The organism is Gilliamella sp. W8136 (genome assembly GCF_016101285.1).
GTDB lineage: Bacteria > Pseudomonadota > Gammaproteobacteria > Enterobacterales > Orbaceae > Gilliamella > Gilliamella apicola_N.
Genome location: NZ_JACFQU010000010.1, coordinates 1 through 15,844, shown reverse-complemented (window position 1 = coordinate 15,844; position 15,844 = coordinate 1). Strand labels below are relative to the sequence as shown.

Annotated in this window: 31 protein-coding genes; 29 read left to right on the top strand and 2 right to left on the bottom strand. The window is 39.2% G+C overall.

Features of this window, described 5'->3' with window-relative positions; genetic code table 11:
* Nucleotides 1-10: 10 nt before the first annotated feature.
* The 29 genes from fdx (at nucleotide 11) to rplQ (ending at nucleotide 14,534) form a co-directional block, all read left to right on the top strand.
* Nucleotides 11-349, top strand: coding sequence for an ISC system 2Fe-2S type ferredoxin (gene fdx, locus H3T96_RS07855; protein WP_034884110.1), 339 nt, complete (start codon nucleotides 11-13; stop codon nucleotides 347-349).
* Nucleotides 350-791: 442 nt separating this feature from the next.
* Nucleotides 792-1,103, top strand: a complete 312-nt coding sequence (gene rpsJ / locus H3T96_RS07850) for a 30S ribosomal protein S10 (RefSeq protein ID WP_006120582.1) — start codon at nucleotides 792-794, stop codon at nucleotides 1,101-1,103.
* A 31-nt stretch (nucleotides 1,104-1,134) separates the two neighbouring features.
* Nucleotides 1,135-1,761, top strand: coding sequence for a 50S ribosomal protein L3 (gene rplC / locus H3T96_RS07845; protein ID WP_025314383.1), 627 nt, complete (start codon nucleotides 1,135-1,137; stop codon nucleotides 1,759-1,761).
* Nucleotides 1,762-1,777: 16 nt separating this feature from the next.
* Nucleotides 1,778-2,380, top strand: a complete 603-nt coding sequence (gene rplD / locus H3T96_RS07840; protein WP_025314384.1) for a 50S ribosomal protein L4 — start codon at nucleotides 1,778-1,780, stop codon at nucleotides 2,378-2,380.
* Nucleotides 2,377-2,679, top strand: coding sequence for a 50S ribosomal protein L23 (rplW, locus tag H3T96_RS07835; protein ID WP_025314385.1), 303 nt, complete (start codon nucleotides 2,377-2,379; stop codon nucleotides 2,677-2,679). Before rplD ends, rplW begins: the two co-directional genes overlap by 4 nt.
* A gap of 18 nt (nucleotides 2,680-2,697) precedes the next feature.
* Nucleotides 2,698-3,522 carry a 50S ribosomal protein L2 gene (gene rplB / locus H3T96_RS07830; protein WP_025314386.1) on the top strand — a complete coding sequence of 275 codons (825 nt, stop codon included), beginning with the start codon at nucleotides 2,698-2,700 and terminating at the stop codon, nucleotides 3,520-3,522.
* A 19-nt stretch (nucleotides 3,523-3,541) separates the two neighbouring features.
* Nucleotides 3,542-3,820, top strand: coding sequence for a 30S ribosomal protein S19 (gene rpsS / locus H3T96_RS07825; protein WP_024496505.1), 279 nt, complete (start codon nucleotides 3,542-3,544; stop codon nucleotides 3,818-3,820).
* Between the two features lie 13 nt (nucleotides 3,821-3,833).
* Nucleotides 3,834-4,166: a 50S ribosomal protein L22 gene (rplV, locus tag H3T96_RS07820; protein WP_025314387.1), complete on the top strand. Its 333-nt coding sequence runs from the start codon at nucleotides 3,834-3,836 to the stop codon at nucleotides 4,164-4,166.
* Between the two features lie 14 nt (nucleotides 4,167-4,180).
* Nucleotides 4,181-4,918 carry a 30S ribosomal protein S3 gene (gene rpsC / locus H3T96_RS07815; protein WP_025314388.1) on the top strand — a complete coding sequence of 246 codons (738 nt, stop codon included), beginning with the start codon at nucleotides 4,181-4,183 and terminating at the stop codon, nucleotides 4,916-4,918.
* Nucleotides 4,919-4,930: 12 nt separating this feature from the next.
* Nucleotides 4,931-5,341 carry a 50S ribosomal protein L16 gene (gene rplP, locus H3T96_RS07810; RefSeq protein ID WP_025314389.1) on the top strand — a complete coding sequence of 137 codons (411 nt, stop codon included), beginning with the start codon at nucleotides 4,931-4,933 and terminating at the stop codon, nucleotides 5,339-5,341.
* The gene (rpmC, locus tag H3T96_RS07805) at nucleotides 5,342-5,533 is read left to right on the top strand and encodes a 50S ribosomal protein L29 (RefSeq protein ID WP_025314390.1); all 192 of its coding nucleotides are present in this window, start codon (nucleotides 5,342-5,344) and stop codon (nucleotides 5,531-5,533) included.
* 1 nt (nucleotide 5,534) lies between these two features.
* Entirely contained in the window at nucleotides 5,535-5,795 is a 261-nt protein-coding gene (rpsQ, locus tag H3T96_RS07800) for a 30S ribosomal protein S17 (protein WP_025314391.1), read from the top strand.
* Between the two features lie 194 nt (nucleotides 5,796-5,989).
* Nucleotides 5,990-6,361, top strand: coding sequence for a 50S ribosomal protein L14 (gene rplN / locus H3T96_RS07795; RefSeq protein ID WP_025314392.1), 372 nt, complete (start codon nucleotides 5,990-5,992; stop codon nucleotides 6,359-6,361).
* Between the two features lie 10 nt (nucleotides 6,362-6,371).
* Nucleotides 6,372-6,686, top strand: coding sequence for a 50S ribosomal protein L24 (rplX, locus tag H3T96_RS07790; RefSeq protein WP_025314393.1), 315 nt, complete (start codon nucleotides 6,372-6,374; stop codon nucleotides 6,684-6,686).
* A 17-nt stretch (nucleotides 6,687-6,703) separates the two neighbouring features.
* The gene (rplE, locus tag H3T96_RS07785; RefSeq protein ID WP_025314394.1) at nucleotides 6,704-7,243 is read left to right on the top strand and encodes a 50S ribosomal protein L5; all 540 of its coding nucleotides are present in this window, start codon (nucleotides 6,704-6,706) and stop codon (nucleotides 7,241-7,243) included.
* A gap of 11 nt (nucleotides 7,244-7,254) precedes the next feature.
* A complete protein-coding gene (gene rpsN / locus H3T96_RS07780) occupies nucleotides 7,255-7,560 on the top strand; it encodes a 30S ribosomal protein S14 (protein ID WP_025314395.1) in 306 nt (101 codons plus the stop codon).
* A gap of 17 nt (nucleotides 7,561-7,577) precedes the next feature.
* Entirely contained in the window at nucleotides 7,578-7,970 is a 393-nt protein-coding gene (gene rpsH / locus H3T96_RS07775) for a 30S ribosomal protein S8 (RefSeq protein ID WP_039129274.1), read from the top strand.
* Between the two features lie 11 nt (nucleotides 7,971-7,981).
* Complete coding sequence (gene rplF / locus H3T96_RS07770) at nucleotides 7,982-8,515, top strand: 50S ribosomal protein L6 (RefSeq protein ID WP_065738254.1); 534 nt, start codon at nucleotides 7,982-7,984, stop codon at nucleotides 8,513-8,515.
* Between the two features lie 9 nt (nucleotides 8,516-8,524).
* On the top strand, nucleotides 8,525-8,878 hold the full coding sequence (rplR, locus tag H3T96_RS07765; protein WP_025314398.1) for a 50S ribosomal protein L18: 354 nt from the start codon (nucleotides 8,525-8,527) through the stop codon (nucleotides 8,876-8,878).
* A 14-nt stretch (nucleotides 8,879-8,892) separates the two neighbouring features.
* The gene (gene rpsE / locus H3T96_RS07760) at nucleotides 8,893-9,393 is read left to right on the top strand and encodes a 30S ribosomal protein S5 (RefSeq protein WP_025314399.1); all 501 of its coding nucleotides are present in this window, start codon (nucleotides 8,893-8,895) and stop codon (nucleotides 9,391-9,393) included.
* A gap of 6 nt (nucleotides 9,394-9,399) precedes the next feature.
* Entirely contained in the window at nucleotides 9,400-9,579 is a 180-nt protein-coding gene (gene rpmD / locus H3T96_RS07755) for a 50S ribosomal protein L30 (RefSeq protein ID WP_025314400.1), read from the top strand.
* A 5-nt stretch (nucleotides 9,580-9,584) separates the two neighbouring features.
* Nucleotides 9,585-10,019 (top strand): 50S ribosomal protein L15, encoded by a 435-nt coding sequence (rplO, locus tag H3T96_RS07750; protein ID WP_039127711.1) that lies wholly within the window; start codon nucleotides 9,585-9,587, stop codon nucleotides 10,017-10,019.
* 8 nt (nucleotides 10,020-10,027) lie between these two features.
* A complete protein-coding gene (gene secY, locus H3T96_RS07745; RefSeq protein WP_025314402.1) occupies nucleotides 10,028-11,368 on the top strand; it encodes a preprotein translocase subunit SecY in 1,341 nt (446 codons plus the stop codon).
* A 26-nt stretch (nucleotides 11,369-11,394) separates the two neighbouring features.
* Entirely contained in the window at nucleotides 11,395-11,508 is a 114-nt protein-coding gene (gene rpmJ / locus H3T96_RS07740; RefSeq protein WP_025314403.1) for a 50S ribosomal protein L36, read from the top strand.
* Nucleotides 11,509-11,677: 169 nt separating this feature from the next.
* Complete coding sequence (gene rpsM, locus H3T96_RS07735; RefSeq protein WP_025314404.1) at nucleotides 11,678-12,034, top strand: 30S ribosomal protein S13; 357 nt, start codon at nucleotides 11,678-11,680, stop codon at nucleotides 12,032-12,034.
* A gap of 15 nt (nucleotides 12,035-12,049) precedes the next feature.
* On the top strand, nucleotides 12,050-12,439 hold the full coding sequence (gene rpsK, locus H3T96_RS07730) for a 30S ribosomal protein S11 (protein ID WP_025314405.1): 390 nt from the start codon (nucleotides 12,050-12,052) through the stop codon (nucleotides 12,437-12,439).
* 42 nt (nucleotides 12,440-12,481) lie between these two features.
* Nucleotides 12,482-13,102 carry a 30S ribosomal protein S4 gene (gene rpsD / locus H3T96_RS07725; RefSeq protein WP_025314406.1) on the top strand — a complete coding sequence of 207 codons (621 nt, stop codon included), beginning with the start codon at nucleotides 12,482-12,484 and terminating at the stop codon, nucleotides 13,100-13,102.
* Nucleotides 13,103-13,127: 25 nt separating this feature from the next.
* Entirely contained in the window at nucleotides 13,128-14,117 is a 990-nt protein-coding gene (gene rpoA, locus H3T96_RS07720; protein WP_065738256.1) for a DNA-directed RNA polymerase subunit alpha, read from the top strand.
* Between the two features lie 27 nt (nucleotides 14,118-14,144).
* Nucleotides 14,145-14,534 carry a 50S ribosomal protein L17 gene (gene rplQ, locus H3T96_RS07715; protein WP_025314408.1) on the top strand — a complete coding sequence of 130 codons (390 nt, stop codon included), beginning with the start codon at nucleotides 14,145-14,147 and terminating at the stop codon, nucleotides 14,532-14,534.
* A 168-nt stretch (nucleotides 14,535-14,702) separates the two neighbouring features.
* On the opposite strand, the gene H3T96_RS07710 is transcribed toward rplQ, so the two are convergent.
* Nucleotides 14,703-14,906, bottom strand: coding sequence for a SlyX family protein (locus H3T96_RS07710; RefSeq protein WP_025314409.1), 204 nt, complete (start codon nucleotides 14,904-14,906; stop codon nucleotides 14,703-14,705).
* 51 nt (nucleotides 14,907-14,957) lie between these two features.
* Complete coding sequence (gene radC, locus H3T96_RS07705) at nucleotides 14,958-15,629, bottom strand: DNA repair protein RadC (protein WP_086325949.1); 672 nt, start codon at nucleotides 15,627-15,629, stop codon at nucleotides 14,958-14,960.
* Nucleotides 15,630-15,844 lie beyond the last annotated feature (215 nt).

Sequence of the window (15,844 nt, the reverse complement as noted above, 5' to 3'; positions counted from 1 at the left end):
CGAGATTATTATGCCCAAAATTACATTTTTACCTAATGCTGATCTTTGCCCTGAAGGCAAAACAGTTGAAGCTGAAGAAGGTGAATCTATTTTAGAAGTTGCACTTCGTAATGATATTGAAATTGAACATGCATGTGAAATGTCTTGTGCATGTTCAACATGCCATTGTATTGTTCGTAAAGGTTTTGATTCGCTAGAGGAAAGTGATGAACAAGAAGATGATATGCTTGATAAAGCTTGGGGAGTCGAGCCTCATAGTCGACTAAGTTGCCAAGCTCGAGTTGCTGATGAAGATCTTGAAGTTGAAATTCCAAGATATAGTTTAAATCATGCCAAAGAAGATCATTAAAAAGACCGCCATAATGGCGGTTTTATCTATCACAATTTGATTTAAATTTCTGCAAAGCGCTTTTCTTTCCTTAAATAATCTATTTTAAAAAAGGATGTTTGAAGAATGATATATTGTAATTAAATTCACTCTTCAAGCGTCAGAACTCGTAATTATACCTATTATTTAAAAAATGTTTGTTAGTTAAATAATTATCTACATACTTTATTAATTACTCCTTGCATTCATTTATAATTTACGTATAATTGACGCACTTTGTTTGTTGATTTTTCAACAGCAAATGCGTATAAAGATATAGTTAATATATAATGTATTGAATTATATCAACAATACTCCCGATTTGGGGGTTACGAAAAGAACGGATTACACTCTCCTGTCAATCGAAACAGGGTAGGAGGAGTAGTCTTTTGTTATAACTTTTAAATAATGGAGCTCTGGTCTCATGTCGAACCAAAGAATCCGTATCCGGTTAAAAGCGTTTGATCATCGTTTGATTGATCAATCAACTGCTGAAATTGTAGAAACTGCGAAGCGCACAGGTGCGCAAGTTCGTGGTCCTATTCCATTACCGACACGCAAAGAGCGTTTCACTGTATTGATTTCTCCGCACGTAAATAAAGATGCGCGAGATCAATATGAGATTCGCACTCACAAACGTCTAGTTGATATTGTTGAGCCAACTGAAAAAACAGTTGATGCCTTAATGCGTCTAGATCTTGCTGCCGGTGTTGATGTGCAGATCAGTTTAGGTTAATCCTAAGCTGAATGATTGAGAGGTCGAAACAATGATTGGTTTAATCGGTCGTAAAGTGGGAATGACACGAATCTTCACTGAAGAAGGTGTTTCTATTCCCGTCACCGTAGTAGAAGTTCAAAGCAACCGCGTTACTCAAGTTAAAACTCTTGAGAATGATGGTTATCAAGCTATTCAGGTTACTACTGGCAGCAAAAAAGCAAGCCGCGTAAATAAACCTGAAGCAGGTCATTTCGCTAAGGCTGGCGTTGAAGCTGGTCGTGGTCTATGGGAATTCCGTTTTGAAGAAGGCGAATTTACTGTAGGTCAAAGTATTAACGTTGATATTTTCACTGACGTTAAAAAAGTTGATGTTACTGGAACATCTAAAGGTAAAGGTTATGCTGGTGTAACTAAACGCTGGAATTTCCGTACTCAAGATGCAACTCATGGTAACTCTTTGGCACACCGTGGTCATGGCTCTATCGGTCAAAACCAAACTCCAGGTAAAGTGTTCAAAGGTCGTAAAATGGCAGGTCACTTAGGTAATGAACGTGTAACTGTTCAAAACTTAGATATTGTGCGTGTTGATGCAGAACGTAACCTTTTATTAATTAAAGGTGCTGTTCCAGGCGCAATCAATAGTGACGTAATTGTTAAACCGGCAATCAAGGCTTAACGTCGAGGAGATAGAGATGGAATTAGTAGTAAAAGACGCGCAAGCGCTTTCTGTTTCCGAAACTACCTTCGGACGTGAGTTTAATGAAGCGTTAGTTCACCAAGTAGTTGTTGCTTATGCATCTGCTGCTCGTCAAGGCTCTCGCGCACAAAAAACTCGTGCAGAAATCGCTGGTTCAGGTAAAAAACCATGGCGTCAAAAAGGCACTGGTCGTGCTCGTTCAGGTTCTATTAAGAGCCCAATCTGGCGTAGTGGTGGTGTGACATTTGCAGCAAAACCACAAGATCATAGCCAAAAAGTTAACCGTAAAATGTATCGTGGTGCATTAAAGAGTATTTTCTCTGAATTAGTGCGTCAAGAACGTTTAGTTGTGGTTGAAACATTCACTGTTGAAGCACCTAAGACTAAATTATTAACTCAGAAATTAAATGATATGAACCTTAATGATGTTCTTATTATTACTTCTGATGTTGATGAAAATCTTTTCTTAGCAGCACGTAACTTACATAAAGTTGATGTGCGTGATGTGGCAGGTATTGATCCAGTTAGTTTGATTGCATTTGACAAAGTGGTTATCACTGTTGATGCTGTTAAACAAGTAGAGGAGATGTTAGCATGATTCGTGAAGAGCGTCTGCTTAAAGTCCTGCGAGCACCACATATTTCTGAAAAAGCATCTATTTCAATGGAAAAAACAAATACATTAGTATTGAAAGTTGCTAAAGATGCTACTAAGAGAGAGATTAAAGCCGCAGTTGAACAACTATTTGAAGTTAAAGTAGATGGCGTTAATACACTTGTTGTTAAAGGCAAAGTTAAACGTCGTGGTCAACAAATCGGTCGCCGTAGCGACTGGAAAAAAGCTTACGTTACTTTAGCAGAAGGTCAAAATTTAGACCTTGCTGGCGTCGCTGAGTAATTCGGAGGAGTAAGAACAATGGCAGTTGTTAAGTGTAAACCTACATCTCCGGGTCGTCGCCACGTTGTTAAAGTGGTTAACCCAGAGTTGCATAAAGGTAAGCCTTATGCACCGTTGCTTGATTCAAAAAGCAAAACTGGTGGTCGCAATAATAATGGTCGTATCACTACCCGTCATATCGGTGGTGGTCATAAACAACATTATCGTATTGTTGACTTTAAGCGTAATAAAGATGGTATTCCAGCAGTTGTTGAACGTTTGGAATATGATCCAAACCGTAGTGCAAATATTGCATTGGTTTTATATAAAGACGGTGAACGTCGTTATATTTTAGCGCCTAAAGGCTTAAAAGCAGGTGATCAGATCCAATCTGGTGTTGATGCATCAATTAAAACAGGTAACTGTTTACCGATGCGCAATATTCCAGTCGGTTCTACCGTGCATAATATTGAAATGAAACCAGGTAAAGGCGGACAACTTGCTCGCTCTGCTGGTAGTTATGTTCAAATCGTTGCGCGTGATGGTGCTTATGTAACATTACGTCTACGTTCAGGTGAAATGCGTAAAGTGTTATCTGATTGCCGTGCCACCATTGGTGAAGTTGGTAACTCAGAACATATGCTTCGCGTATTAGGTAAAGCGGGTGCAGCGCGTTGGCGTGGTGTTCGTCCTACTGTTCGTGGTACAGCAATGAACCCGGTAGACCATCCACATGGTGGTGGTGAAGGTCGTAACTTTGGTAAACATCCTGTGTCTCCATGGGGTCAAAAAGCCAAAGGATTGAAAACGCGTAGCAACAAACGTACTGATAAGTATATTGTTCGCCGTCGCAATAAGAAATAATTAATATAGAGGATTAGCTATGCCACGTTCTCTCAAGAAGGGTCCTTTTATTGACCTACACTTGCTGAAGAAGGTAGAGAAAGCGGTGGAAAGCGGGGACAAGAAACCAATTCGTACTTGGTCCCGTCGTTCAACGATCTTTCCTAATATGATCGGTTTGACCATCGCTGTCCATAATGGTCGTCAGCACGTTCCAGTTTATGTTTCCGACGAAATGGTTGGTCATAAATTGGGTGAATTCGCGCCGACTCGTACTTATCGCGGCCACGCGGCTGATAAGAAAGCTAAGAAGAAATAAGTAGGAGAAAGAGATGGAAACAATTGCAAAGTATCGCCACGCTCGTTCTTCTGCGCAAAAAGTTCGCTTAGTTGCAGATCTTATTCGCGGTAAGAATGTGTCTCAGGCACTTGATATTTTAACGTACACCAATAAAAAAGCGGCTGTACTTGTTAAAAAAGTATTAGAATCTGCTATTGCTAATGCAGAGCATAACGATGGTGCTGATATTGATGATCTAAAAGTTGCGAAAATTTTCGTAGATGAAGGCCCAACCATGAAGCGTATTATGCCTCGTGCGAAAGGTCGTGCAGATCGAATTTTGAAGCGTACGAGTCACATCACCGTGATCGTCTCAGATCGCTAGGCTGGAGAATAGCAATGGGTCAAAAAGTAAATCCAAATGGTATCCGACTAGGCATCGTCAAGCCTTGGACATCTACATGGTATTCGGGTACAAAGACATTCGCTGATAATTTAGAAAGTGATTTTAGAGTGCGTGAATTCTTGAACAAAGAATTAGCACAAGCATCAATCTCTAAGATTGTAATCGATCGTTCAGCAGAAACTAACGTTCGCATTACTATTCACACTGCTCGTCCAGGTATTGTGATTGGTAAAAAAGGTGAGGACGTTGAAAAATTACGTAATGCCGTAGCTTCTATTGTCAATAAATATAAAGACAAGAGAGAAAAACGTGATGTTGCAGTACAAATTAATATTGCCGAAGTTCGTAAACCTGAACTTGATGCTAAATTAGTTGCTGACAGCATTACTTCTCAGTTAGAACGCCGTGTTATGTTCCGCCGAGCTATGAAACGTGCGGTTCAAAACGCAATGAAAGCGGGTGCTAAAGGTATCAAAGTTGAAGTAAGTGGTCGTTTAGGCGGCGCTGAAATCGCTCGTAGTGAATGGTATCGTGAAGGTCGAGTACCTTTACATACATTACGTGCTGACATCGACTATGGTTTGTCTGAAGCATTAACAACCTATGGTATTATTGGTGTTAAAGTGTGGATCTTCAAAGGTGAGATCCTTGGTGGTATGGCTGCCGTTGAACAAGCAGAGAAACAACCTGCTGCTCAACCGAAAAAGCAGCGCAAAGGCCGAAAACAATAAGGAGCGTCGCTGATGTTACAACCAAAGCGTACAAAATTCCGTAAAGTGCACAAGGGCCGCAATCGTGGTCTTGCTGTAAGTACTGACGTTAGTTTCGGTACATTCGGTCTTAAGGCTGTGGGTCGTGGTCGTTTGACTGCGCGCCAGATCGAAGCGGCACGTCGTGCAATGACTCGTGCAGTTAAGCGTCAAGGTAAAATCTGGATTCGAGTTTTCCCTGATAAACCAATTACTGAAAAACCACTTGAAGTGCGTATGGGTAAAGGTAAGGGTAACGTTGAATACTGGGTTGCTCAGATTCAACCAGGTAAAGTCCTTTATGAAATGGACGGAGTACCGGAAGAAGTTGCTCGTGAAGCATTTGCGTTGGCAGCTGCAAAACTGCCAATTAAAACCACCTTTGTGATTAAGACGGTGATGTAAATGAAAGCAAAAGAGCTACGCGAAAAAAGCGTTGAAGAGTTAAATACTGAACTTCTTAATTTATTACGTGAGCAATTTAACTTACGTATGCAATTATCTGGGGGTCAGTTGAAACAGACTCATATGTTAAAACAAGTGCGTCGTAATATTGCACGAGTTAAAACGTTATTAACTGAGAAGGCGGGTGCGTAATATGACTACTGAAGTAAAAATTCGTACTCAGCAAGGTCGTGTTATTAGCGACAAAATGGATAAATCTATTACTGTAGCTATTGAACGTAAAGTGAAGCATCCGTTATATGGTAAGTTCATTAAACGTACGACTAAATTGCATGTACATGATGAAAACAACGAGTGTGGTATTGGTGATACTGTAGAAATTAAAGAGTGTCGTCCATTATCAAAAACCAAATCTTGGACTCTTGTTCGAATCGTTGAAAAAGCGGTTAGTTAATCTATTTGATTAAAAACTGCACATAATATAATAAACGGCTCGACGGCCGTTTATTTTATGCTATCCATTTTATTTGAGTGGTGTTATACTATGCGCCCTCACGTAAGTGGGTTTTTGGTTGTCTATTCTTATCCATGGAAGTTGAGGTGGATGAAGGTAGATTAGACAATAATTAATTTATACGGAGCATTAAAATGATCCAAGAACAGACTAGGCTAGATGTTGCCGATAACTCTGGCGCACGTAGCGTAATGTGTATCAAGGTTCTCGGTGGATCGCACCGTCGTTATGCAGCGGTAGGTGATATCATCAAAGTTACTATCAAAGAAGCAATTCCACGTGGTAAAGTTAAGAAAGGTGATGTACTTAAAGCTGTGGTAGTGCGCACTAGAAAAGGTGTTCGTCGCCCTGATGGATCTGTCATTCGTTTCGATCGCAATGCTTGTGTTATTTTAAATAATAACAGTGAGCAACCGATTGGTACGCGTATTTTTGGACCGGTCACTCGTGAACTTCGTTCTGAGAAGTTTATGAAGATCATTTCATTAGCACCAGAAGTACTGTAAGGAGCGGGTAATGGCAGCGAAAATCCGTCGAGAAGATGAAGTTATCGTGTTAACTGGTAAAGATAAAGGTAAACGCGGTAAAGTAAGAAGCGTTTTGTCTACTGGCAAAGTGATTGTTGAAGGTATTAATTTGGTGAAAAAACACCAAAAACCTGTACCTGCATTAAATCAAGATGGTGGAATTGTTGAGAAAGAAGCAGCTATTAATGTTTCTAACGTAGCAATTTTCAACCCAGCTACAGGCAAAGCAGATCGCGTAGGCTTTCGTATTGAAGACGGCAAAAAAGTCCGTTTTTATAAGTCTACTAATGAATTAATCAAATAAGTAATTTGGAGTGTACGATGGCGAAACTGCATGATTACTACAAAGCACAGGTAGTAAATAAACTGCAAGAACAGTTTGGCTACAAATCTGTCATGCAAGTCCCTCGGATCGAAAAGATCACCTTGAATATGGGTGTGGGTGAAGCAATTACTGATAAAAAATTATTAGATAATGCTGTTGCAGATTTAGCTGCAATCAGTGGTCAAAAACCACTAGTCACTAAAGCACGCAAATCAGTTGCTGGTTTTAAAATCCGTCAAGGGTATCCTATTGGTTGTAAAGTCACTTTACGTGGCGAACGCATGTGGGAATTTTTTGAACGTCTAGTTTATATTGCTCTTCCTCGTACTCGAGATTTTCGTGGTTTAAGCGCGAAATCTTTCGATGGTCGTGGTAACTATAGCATGGGTGTTCGTGAACAAATCGTTTTCCCTGAAATCGATTATGATAAAGTTGATCGTGTTCGTGGTTTAGATATTACTATCACTACTACTGCACAATCAGATGAAGAAGGCCGAGCTTTATTATCTGCCTTTAACTTCCCATTTCGTAAGTAAGGTAGGGCATAATGGCTAAACAATCAATGATTGAACGCGACAAAAAACGCGTAAAGCTAGCAGAAAAATATTTTGCAAAGCGTCAAGAATTAAAAGCGATTATCTCTGATCTTAATGCATCAGATGAAGATCGTTGGAATGCAGTGCTTAAATTGCAAACGCTTCCTCGTGATTCTAGTCCATCACGTCAACGTCGTCGTTGTCGTCAAACTGGTCGTCCTCATGGCGTCCTTCGTAAGTTTGGTTTAAGCCGTATTAAGGTTCGTGAATCAGCCATGCGTGGTGAGATTCCTGGTCTTAAAAAGGCAAGTTGGTAATCAGGGGAGTGTTATAGATGAGCATGCAAGATCCTATAGCAGATATGTTGACCCGTATTCGTAACGGTCAAGCTGCGAATAAAGTTGCAGTCACCATGCCTTCCTCTAAGCTAAAAGTGGCAATTGCCAATGTGCTAAAAGAAGAAGGTTATATCGGGGACTTTAAAATTGTTGGTGACACTAAGCCAGAATTGGAAATTACTTTAAAATATTTCCAAGGTAAAGCTGTTGTAGAAAGTATTAAACGTGTTAGCCGTCCAGGTTTACGTATTTATAAACGTAAAGATGAATTGCCAAAAGTTATGGCTGGACTAGGTATCGCAGTTGTTTCTACTTCTAAAGGTGTTATGACTGATCGTGCAGCACGCCAAGCAGGTCTTGGTGGTGAAATTATCTGCTACGTAGCGTAAGGGAGAAAAAAATGTCTCGTGTTGCAAAAGCACCTGTCGTTGTTCCTGCTGGCGTAGAGGTAAAACTCAATGGTCAGGTAATTACGATTAAAGGTAAAAATGGCGAGTTATCTCGCACAATAAATAATGCTGTTGTAATTAATCAAGAAGAAGGTCAAATTAAATTTGGTCCTCGTGATGGTTTTGCAGATGCTTGGGCTCAAGCTGGAACTGCACGTGCATTGGTTAACGCAATGGTTATTGGTGTTACTGAAGGTTTTACGAAAAAACTTCAGTTAGTTGGTGTCGGCTATCGTGCACAAGTTAAAGGTAATGCGATTGGTTTATCTCTTGGATATTCTCATCCAATTGAACATGAATTACCAGCTGGTGTAAAAGCTGAATGTCCTTCACAAACTGAAATCGTACTAACAAGTGCGGATAAACAGTTAATTGGACAAGTTGCAGCAGATATCCGTGCTTATCGTCGTCCTGAGCCTTATAAAGGTAAAGGTGTTCGTTACGCAGATGAAGTTGTGCGTACTAAAGAAGCTAAGAAAAAGTAAGGTAACACTATGGATAAGAAATCAGCTCGTATCCGTCGTGCAACTAAAGCGCGTCGCAAGATGCATGAACTACTTGCAACTCGCTTGGTGGTTCACCGCACTCCGCGTCATATTTATGCGCAGATTATCGCACCAAACGGATCAGAAGTACTGGCAGCAGCTTCTACGTTAGAAAAAGCTATCAGTGAAAGTTTAAAATACACTGGAAACAAAGATGCAGCGGCAGCAGTTGGTAAAGCAATTGCAGAACGTGCATTAGCGAAAGATATCAAAGAAGTTTCATTTGATCGTTCAGGTTTCCAATATCATGGTCGAGTTCAGGCGCTAGCAGATGCTGCTCGCGAAGCTGGCCTACAGTTCTAAGGTAGGAGTTAAAGATGTCAAACATCGAAAAACAAGCTGGTGAACTGCAGGAAAAATTAATCGCAGTTAACCGAGTTTCTAAAACCGTAAAAGGTGGTCGTATTTTTAGTTTTTCTGCACTAACAGTAGTTGGTGACGGTAATGGCCGCGTAGGTTTTGGATATGGTAAAGCACGTGAAGTGCCTGCAGCAATCCAAAAAGCAATGGAAAAAGCACGTCGTAATATGATTAATGTTGCTTTAAATAACGATACTTTACAGCATCCAGTTAAAGGTGCTCATACTGGGTCTCGTGTTTATATGCAACCAGCATCAGAAGGTACTGGTATCATCGCTGGTGGTGCAATGCGCGCTGTTTTAGAAGTTGCAGGAGTTCGTAACGTTCTAGCTAAAGCATATGGTTCAACTAACCCAATTAATGTGGTTCGTGCGACGATTGATGGCTTAGAAAATATGAAATCACCAGAAATGGTTGCTGCTAAACGTGGTAAAACCGTCGAAGAAATTTTGGGGTAATTAGCCATGGCAAAAACAATTAAAATTACACAAACTCGTAGTTCTATTGGTCGTCTACCGAAGCATAAAGCAACGTTAGTTGGTCTAGGATTACGTCGTATTGGTCATACTGTTGAGCGTGAGGATACTCCTGCGATTCGCGGTATGGTAAACCAAGTTTATTACATGGTTAAAGTTGAGGAGTAATAGTAATGCGTTTAAATACTTTATCTCCTGCTGAAGGTTCAAAGCATGCACCTAAACGTGTAGGTCGAGGCATTGGTTCTGGATTAGGTAAAACTGGTACTCGTGGTATTAAAGGTCAAAAATCTCGTTCAGGTGGTGGCGTACGTCGCGGCTTTGAAGGTGGTCAAATGCCTTTATATCGTCGTTTACCAAAATTTGGTTTTACCTCACGTAAAGCTCAAGTTACAGCTCAAGTTCGTCTTTCAGATTTAATGAAAGTTGAAGGTGATATTGTTGACCTAAATAGCTTAAAAGTCGCTAATGTGATTAATTCACAAATCGAGTACGCAAAAATTATGTTATCTGGTGAAGTAACTAAACCTGTAACTGTTCGCGGTATTCGAGTGACTAAAGGTGCTAAAGCTGCAATTGAAGCTGCTGGCGGAAAAATTGAGGAATAATTAGAAAGATGGCAAAGCAACCAGGATTAGATTTTCAAAGTACACGAGGCGGTAGCGGCGAGCTTAAAAGACGTTTATTATTTGTGCTTTTAGCGCTTATTGTTTTCCGTCTTGGTTCTTACGTTCCGGTTCCTGGTATTGATACTAAAGCGTTATCGGACTTACTAGAACAAGCATCATCTAATGGTATTGTAGGTATGTTCAATATGTTCTCTGGTGGTGCTTTAAGCCGTGCTTCGATTTTTGCTTTAGGGATAATGCCTTATATTTCTGCATCAATTATTGTGCAATTATTAACGGCCATTAGCCCTAAACTTGCAGAATTGAAGAAAGAAGGTGAGTCAGGTCGTAAGAAAATTAGTCAGTACACTCGTTACGGCACATTGGCTTTGGCGATGGTACAAGCTGTTGGTATTGCGACTGGTTTACCTAATATTCCTGGTTATGGTCAAGTGGTCATTGATCCAGGATTTTCTTTCTATTTTATTGCATCGGTTAGCTTAGTTACTGGCACTATGTTTCTTATGTGGTTGGGTGAACAGATCACGGAACGCGGTGTAGGTAATGGTATTTCAATCATTATCTTTGCTGGTATCGTTGCAGGTCTTCCTCATGCAATCTATGAAACGATTGAACAAGCTCGTTCTGGTTCATTGCATCCGATTTTATTATTAGTCGTGGCAGCATTAGTGGTTGGTGTGACTTATTTTGTTGTATTTGTTGAACGTGGTCAACGTCGTATCGTTGTCAATTATGCTCAACGTCAACAAGGTCGTAGAGTTTATGCGGCACAAAGCACACATTTACCATTGAAAATCAATATGGCAGGCGTTATCCCTGCAATATTTGCTTCAACAATTGTTATGTTACCATCGATGATGGCTTCTTGGTTTCAAGGAGATGGTGAAGGATGGAGATATATCATTGTTCTTATCGGACAATACTTCTCTCATGACCAACCATTATATATAATCTTTTTTGCAGCAGCGATTATCTTCTTTTGTTTCTTTTATACGGCGTTGGTTTTCAACCCAAGAGAGACAGCAGATCAGCTAAAAAAATCTGGTGCATTTATTCCAGGTATCCGTCCAGGTGAACAAACATCTAAATATATCGACAAAGTAATGACTCGTTTAACGCTGGTTGGCGCAATCTACATTACTTTTGTATGTTTGGTTCCAATGTTTATGACAAGTGCAATGAAAGTTCCGGTTCAATTTGGTGGAACTTCTTTATTAATTGTGGTTGTTGTAATCATGGATTTTATGGCACAAGTACAGACTTTAATGATGCCAAATCGTTATGAGTCAGTGTTAAAGAAAGCGAATCTTAAAGGCTACGGCCGATAAGTTAGCCAGAAGTTACGGAGAAAAACATGAAAGTTCGTGCTTCAGTCAAGAAATTATGCAGAAATTGTAAAATCATTAAACGTAATGGCATTGTTCGTGTTATTTGCGTTGAAGGTAAACATAAACAACGTCAAGGCTAATTATTTGGTCGCGAAGTTGTAACTTTTGCATATTTTACTTGCCAAAGTATAGTAAAGCTGGCTAGAATAGCCAGCCTAAATTTATTTGTAAAATCGCTGTTTGAGTATCCTGAAAACGGGCTTTTCAGTATGGTGATTTTACTAAACATTAACAATAAAGGAGTGCATAGTGGCCCGTATAGCAGGCATTAACATTCCTGATCAGCAACATGCTGTAATTGCATTACAAGCAATTTATGGTATCGGAAATACCCGCGCTAAGACAATTTGTGCTGAAGCTGGTATTCCAGAACATGTTAAGATCAGAGAACTATCTGAAGATCAGATTGAAAAGTTACGTGAACAAGTCGCTAAATTCACAGTTGAAGGTGATTTGCGTCGTGAAGTAACTATGAGTATCAAGCGTTTATTAGACCTTGGTTGTTATCGTGGCATGCGTCACCGTCGTGGACTTCCGGTTCGTGGTCAACGCACTAAGACTAACGCTCGTACCCGTAAGGGACCGCGTAAGCCAATCAAGAAATAATTGAGGTATAATTAAATGGCAAAGACACCTGTTCGTACACGTAAACGTGTTAAAAAGCAAGTTTCTGATGGTATAGCTCATATTCATGCATCATTTAACAATACAATCGTAACTATTACCGATCGTCAAGGTAATGCGTTGGGTTGGGCAACCGCTGGTGGTTCTGGTTTCCGTGGCTCTCGTAAGTCAACACCTTTTGCAGCTCAAGTAGCAGCAGAACGTTGTGCTGAAGCCGTCAAAGATTACGGAATCAAGAATCTGGAAGTTATGGTAAAAGGACCTGGTCCTGGTCGTGAGTCAACAATTCGTGCATTAAATGCAGCGGGTTATCGCATCACTAATATTACTGATGTTACTCCGATTCCTCATAACGGTTGTCGTCCACCAAAGAAACGTCGTGTTTAATTTTGTTAAACATTGAATGTTTAGGATTATTGGAGAAATAAAATGGCAAGATATTTGGGACCAAAGCTCAAATTAAGTCGTCGTGAAGGTACAGATTTATTCCTTAAATCTGGAGTCCGAGCGGTTGATAGTAAATGTAAATTAGAACAAGCTCCTGGACAACATGGTGCGCGTAAACCGCGTTTATCAGATTATGGTGTTCAGTTACGTGAGAAACAAAAAGTTAGACGTATTTATGGAATCTTAGAACGTCAATTCCGTAATTATTACAAAAATGCTGCGCGTATTAAAGGCAATACCGGGGAAAACCTACTTGGTCTTTTAGAGCGTCGTTTAGATAACGTTGTTTATCGTATGGGATTTGGTGCAACTCGTGCTGAAGCTCGTCAATTAGTTAGTCATAAAGCTGTTCTTGTTAATGGTCAGGTAGTGAACATTGCTTCTTATCAGGTTTCACCAGAAGATGTAATTAGTGTTCGCGAAAAATCAAAAAAACAAGCACGTATTAAAGCCGCTTTAGAGTTAGCTGAACAACGTGAAAAACCAACATGGTTAGAAGTTGATGCTAGCAAAATGGAAGGTGTATTTAAACGCTTACCAGAACGTTCAGATTTATCTGCTGACATCAACGAACATTTGATCGTCGAACTTTACTCTAAGTAAAGTTTAGCACTTAAGAGAGGACATAATGCAGGGTTCTGTAACAGAGTTTTTAAAACCTCACCTAGTTGATGTTGTTCAATACAGTCAAACTCATGCTAAAGTGACTTTAGAGCCACTTGAGCGTGGTTTTGGTCATACTTTAGGTAATGCACTACGCCGCATTTTATTATCATCTATGCCGGGACATGCAGTAACCGAAGTTGAAATTGACGGTGTTCTGCATGAGTACAGTACTAAAGAAGGCGTTCAAGAAGATGTGCTTGATATTTTGCTTAATTTAAAAAAATTAGCGGTTCGAGTGCATAATAAAGATGATGTTATGCTGACTTTAAATAAATCAGGTATTGGTGCTGTAACTGCATCTGATATCACTCACGATGGTGATGTTGAAATTGTTAATCCTGATTTAGTAATTTGTCATCTTACTGATGCCAATGCTTCAATTAGTATGCGTATTCGTGTACAACGAGGACGTGGTTATGTCCCTGCTTCTGCTCGTGTCAAGTCAGAAGATGAAGATCGACCAATTGGTCGTTTGTTAGTTGACGCATGTTATAGTCCTGTTGAGCGTATCGCTTATTCTGTCGATGCTGCTCGTGTGGAACAGCGTACAGATTTAGACAAACTTGTTATCGATATGGAAACAAATGGTACTATCGATCCTGAAGAGTCTATCCGTCGTGCATCAACAATTTTGGCTGAACAACTTGAAGCTTTCGTTGATCTACGTGATGTACGTCAACCAGAAGTTAAAGAAGATAAACCGGAGTTCGATCCAATTCTTTTACGTCCAGTAGATGACTTGGAATTAACCGTTCGGTCTGCTAATTGCTTAAAAGCAGAAGCAGTTCATTATATTGGTGATTTAGTGCAACGTACTGAAGTTGAGTTGCTTAAAACTCCTAATCTTGGTAAGAAATCACTTACTGAAATTAAGGATGTGCTCGCATCTCGTGGTTTATCTTTAGGCATGCGTCTTGAGAATTGGCCACCAGCAAGTATTGTTGAAGACTAAGATAAAATTTATAAGAAGGATAAAGTTATGCGCCATCGTAAAAGTGGTCGTCAACTGAACCGAAATAGCAGCCATCGTCAAGCAATGTTTCGTAACATGACTAGTTCACTTGTTGAACATGAAATCATCAAAACTACATTGCCTAAAGCAAAAGAGTTGCGTCGTGTTGTTGAACCGTTAATTACGCTAGCCAAAAGCGATAGCGTAGCTAATCGCCGTTTGGCATTTGCTCGTATCCGTGATAAAGATACAGTGAAAAAATTATTTTCAGATTTAGGTCCACGTTTTGCTACCCGTCCAGGCGGTTATGTACGTATTCTTAAATGTGGTTTCCGTGATGGAGATAATGCTCCAATGGCTTATATTGAATTAGTTGATCGCCCTGCGGTAGAAGAAGCAGAAGCAGCAGCTGAATAATTATAAAATCATTGTGTACAAAAACCGGCTATATGCCGGTTTTTTATTAGTAAAATAAATTTTCTGTTTTATAAGAGATTTAATTCTTAAGCAATGACTTATTAATTTTATTATTGAGTTTTGAGTTGTAAATTAAAAGGGAATCCCTATAAGATACAGCAACATACATTAATAATGTGGCGGAGGGGTCTCTTCAGACAAGCTAGCAATATTTGATACTTGTGTTGCTTGAAGTTTTTGCGACAATAATGTTAATTGTTCTTTAAGTTTACTGATATCAGATTGTAGATTAACCACCATCTGATTTAATTCTTCAATGGTCATTTCTTGAAATGCAACTTTTGTTTCTAGTAATTCTAATTGATGTTTCATAAAGTGTTTTTGTGGATTCTATTCAATTTTTCATATTGTAAGTAAAAAGACCTATGAAATCCATCCTCGTTCGGCAAAAGAGACGTATTCCCCCTTACCTATTACAAGATGATCAACAATTCGGATATCAATTAGTTCACAAACTTGCTCTATTTTTTGAGTTAATATACGATCAGCTTGACTTGGTTCAGCCATTCCAGATGGATGATTATGCGCTAAAATCAAACCCGCAGCATTATGTTGCAATGCTCGTCTAGCAACTTCTCGTGGATGCACTTCGACACAATTATAAGTACCAATAAACATTTCCTCAGATGTAATTACTTGATTTTGATTATTTAAAAAAACCACCATAAAAATTTCACGATCTTTATTTGCTAATCGACTAGCTAAGTAATGATGAGTTAAGGATGGTGAAGAAAGAAAATTTTCGTTTGCCATTTTAACTTTAAGGTATCGATGTGAAAGTTCAATGACTGCTTTTAATTGTGTGTATTTTACTGTTCCTAATCCATTTTTTTTACAAAATTCACTATGGCTTGCATTAATTAAATTATACAAAGAACCAAATTCACTTAATAATTTTTGCGATAACTGTAAAACAGGTAAATTACGGGTACCAGTACGTAAAAATAACGCTAGTAATTCAGCATCACTTAATGTTTCTACTCCAAATTTCAAAAGCTTTTCTCTGGGCATTAATGTTGTGGGTAGTGAAGACATAATACAATTCCTATTATTCAAAACTGAATTATTAATGGAATAATAGATAAGATAAAATAATCAGTAGAAATATTATGAGTTATTTCACAAAAAAATGAGAAACTTTGCACCATACAAAAAAAGCGCCTAATTGAAGTGACCCCCAATAGTTGGACAACCAATAACTGGGGGTCTTTTTATGTCAAAATATAGTCGAGATTTAAAAATTATCATAG

What these genes read in the sequence shown, in the direction of transcription:
- rpsS (WP_024496505.1), top strand. Translation starts at nt 3,542, where the DNA reads ATGCCACGTTCTCTCAAGAAGGGTCCTTTTATTGACCTACACTTGCTG.
- rpsK (WP_025314405.1), top strand. Translation starts at nt 12,050, where the DNA reads ATGGCAAAGACACCTGTTCGTACACGTAAACGTGTTAAAAAGCAAGTT.
- rpsD (WP_025314406.1), top strand. Translation starts at nt 12,482, where the DNA reads ATGGCAAGATATTTGGGACCAAAGCTCAAATTAAGTCGTCGTGAAGGT.
- rplX (WP_025314393.1), top strand. Translation starts at nt 6,372, where the DNA reads ATGGCAGCGAAAATCCGTCGAGAAGATGAAGTTATCGTGTTAACTGGT.
- secY (WP_025314402.1), top strand. Translation starts at nt 10,028, where the DNA reads ATGGCAAAGCAACCAGGATTAGATTTTCAAAGTACACGAGGCGGTAGC.
- rplV (WP_025314387.1), top strand. Translation starts at nt 3,834, where the DNA reads ATGGAAACAATTGCAAAGTATCGCCACGCTCGTTCTTCTGCGCAAAAA.
- rplB (WP_025314386.1), top strand. Translation starts at nt 2,698, where the DNA reads ATGGCAGTTGTTAAGTGTAAACCTACATCTCCGGGTCGTCGCCACGTT.
- rplO (WP_039127711.1), top strand. Translation starts at nt 9,585, where the DNA reads ATGCGTTTAAATACTTTATCTCCTGCTGAAGGTTCAAAGCATGCACCT.
- rpoA (WP_065738256.1), top strand. Translation starts at nt 13,128, where the DNA reads ATGCAGGGTTCTGTAACAGAGTTTTTAAAACCTCACCTAGTTGATGTT.
- rplC (WP_025314383.1), top strand. Translation starts at nt 1,135, where the DNA reads ATGATTGGTTTAATCGGTCGTAAAGTGGGAATGACACGAATCTTCACT.
- rpmJ (WP_025314403.1), top strand. Translation starts at nt 11,395, where the DNA reads ATGAAAGTTCGTGCTTCAGTCAAGAAATTATGCAGAAATTGTAAAATC.
- rpsN (WP_025314395.1), top strand. Translation starts at nt 7,255, where the DNA reads ATGGCTAAACAATCAATGATTGAACGCGACAAAAAACGCGTAAAGCTA.
- rplN (WP_025314392.1), top strand. Translation starts at nt 5,990, where the DNA reads ATGATCCAAGAACAGACTAGGCTAGATGTTGCCGATAACTCTGGCGCA.
- rplF (WP_065738254.1), top strand. Translation starts at nt 7,982, where the DNA reads ATGTCTCGTGTTGCAAAAGCACCTGTCGTTGTTCCTGCTGGCGTAGAG.
- rpmC (WP_025314390.1), top strand. Translation starts at nt 5,342, where the DNA reads ATGAAAGCAAAAGAGCTACGCGAAAAAAGCGTTGAAGAGTTAAATACT.
- rplQ (WP_025314408.1), top strand. Translation starts at nt 14,145, where the DNA reads ATGCGCCATCGTAAAAGTGGTCGTCAACTGAACCGAAATAGCAGCCAT.
- rplD (WP_025314384.1), top strand. Translation starts at nt 1,778, where the DNA reads ATGGAATTAGTAGTAAAAGACGCGCAAGCGCTTTCTGTTTCCGAAACT.
- rpsH (WP_039129274.1), top strand. Translation starts at nt 7,578, where the DNA reads ATGAGCATGCAAGATCCTATAGCAGATATGTTGACCCGTATTCGTAAC.
- rplP (WP_025314389.1), top strand. Translation starts at nt 4,931, where the DNA reads ATGTTACAACCAAAGCGTACAAAATTCCGTAAAGTGCACAAGGGCCGC.
- rpsE (WP_025314399.1), top strand. Translation starts at nt 8,893, where the DNA reads ATGTCAAACATCGAAAAACAAGCTGGTGAACTGCAGGAAAAATTAATC.
- rpsJ (WP_006120582.1), top strand. Translation starts at nt 792, where the DNA reads ATGTCGAACCAAAGAATCCGTATCCGGTTAAAAGCGTTTGATCATCGT.
- H3T96_RS07710 (WP_025314409.1), bottom strand. Translation starts at nt 14,906, where the DNA reads ATGAAACATCAATTAGAATTACTAGAAACAAAAGTTGCATTTCAAGAA.
- rplW (WP_025314385.1), top strand. Translation starts at nt 2,377, where the DNA reads ATGATTCGTGAAGAGCGTCTGCTTAAAGTCCTGCGAGCACCACATATT.
- rpmD (WP_025314400.1), top strand. Translation starts at nt 9,400, where the DNA reads ATGGCAAAAACAATTAAAATTACACAAACTCGTAGTTCTATTGGTCGT.
- fdx (WP_034884110.1), top strand. Translation starts at nt 11, where the DNA reads ATGCCCAAAATTACATTTTTACCTAATGCTGATCTTTGCCCTGAAGGC.
- rpsQ (WP_025314391.1), top strand. Translation starts at nt 5,535, where the DNA reads ATGACTACTGAAGTAAAAATTCGTACTCAGCAAGGTCGTGTTATTAGC.
- rpsC (WP_025314388.1), top strand. Translation starts at nt 4,181, where the DNA reads ATGGGTCAAAAAGTAAATCCAAATGGTATCCGACTAGGCATCGTCAAG.
- radC (WP_086325949.1), bottom strand. Translation starts at nt 15,629, where the DNA reads ATGTCTTCACTACCCACAACATTAATGCCCAGAGAAAAGCTTTTGAAA.
- rplR (WP_025314398.1), top strand. Translation starts at nt 8,525, where the DNA reads ATGGATAAGAAATCAGCTCGTATCCGTCGTGCAACTAAAGCGCGTCGC.
- rplE (WP_025314394.1), top strand. Translation starts at nt 6,704, where the DNA reads ATGGCGAAACTGCATGATTACTACAAAGCACAGGTAGTAAATAAACTG.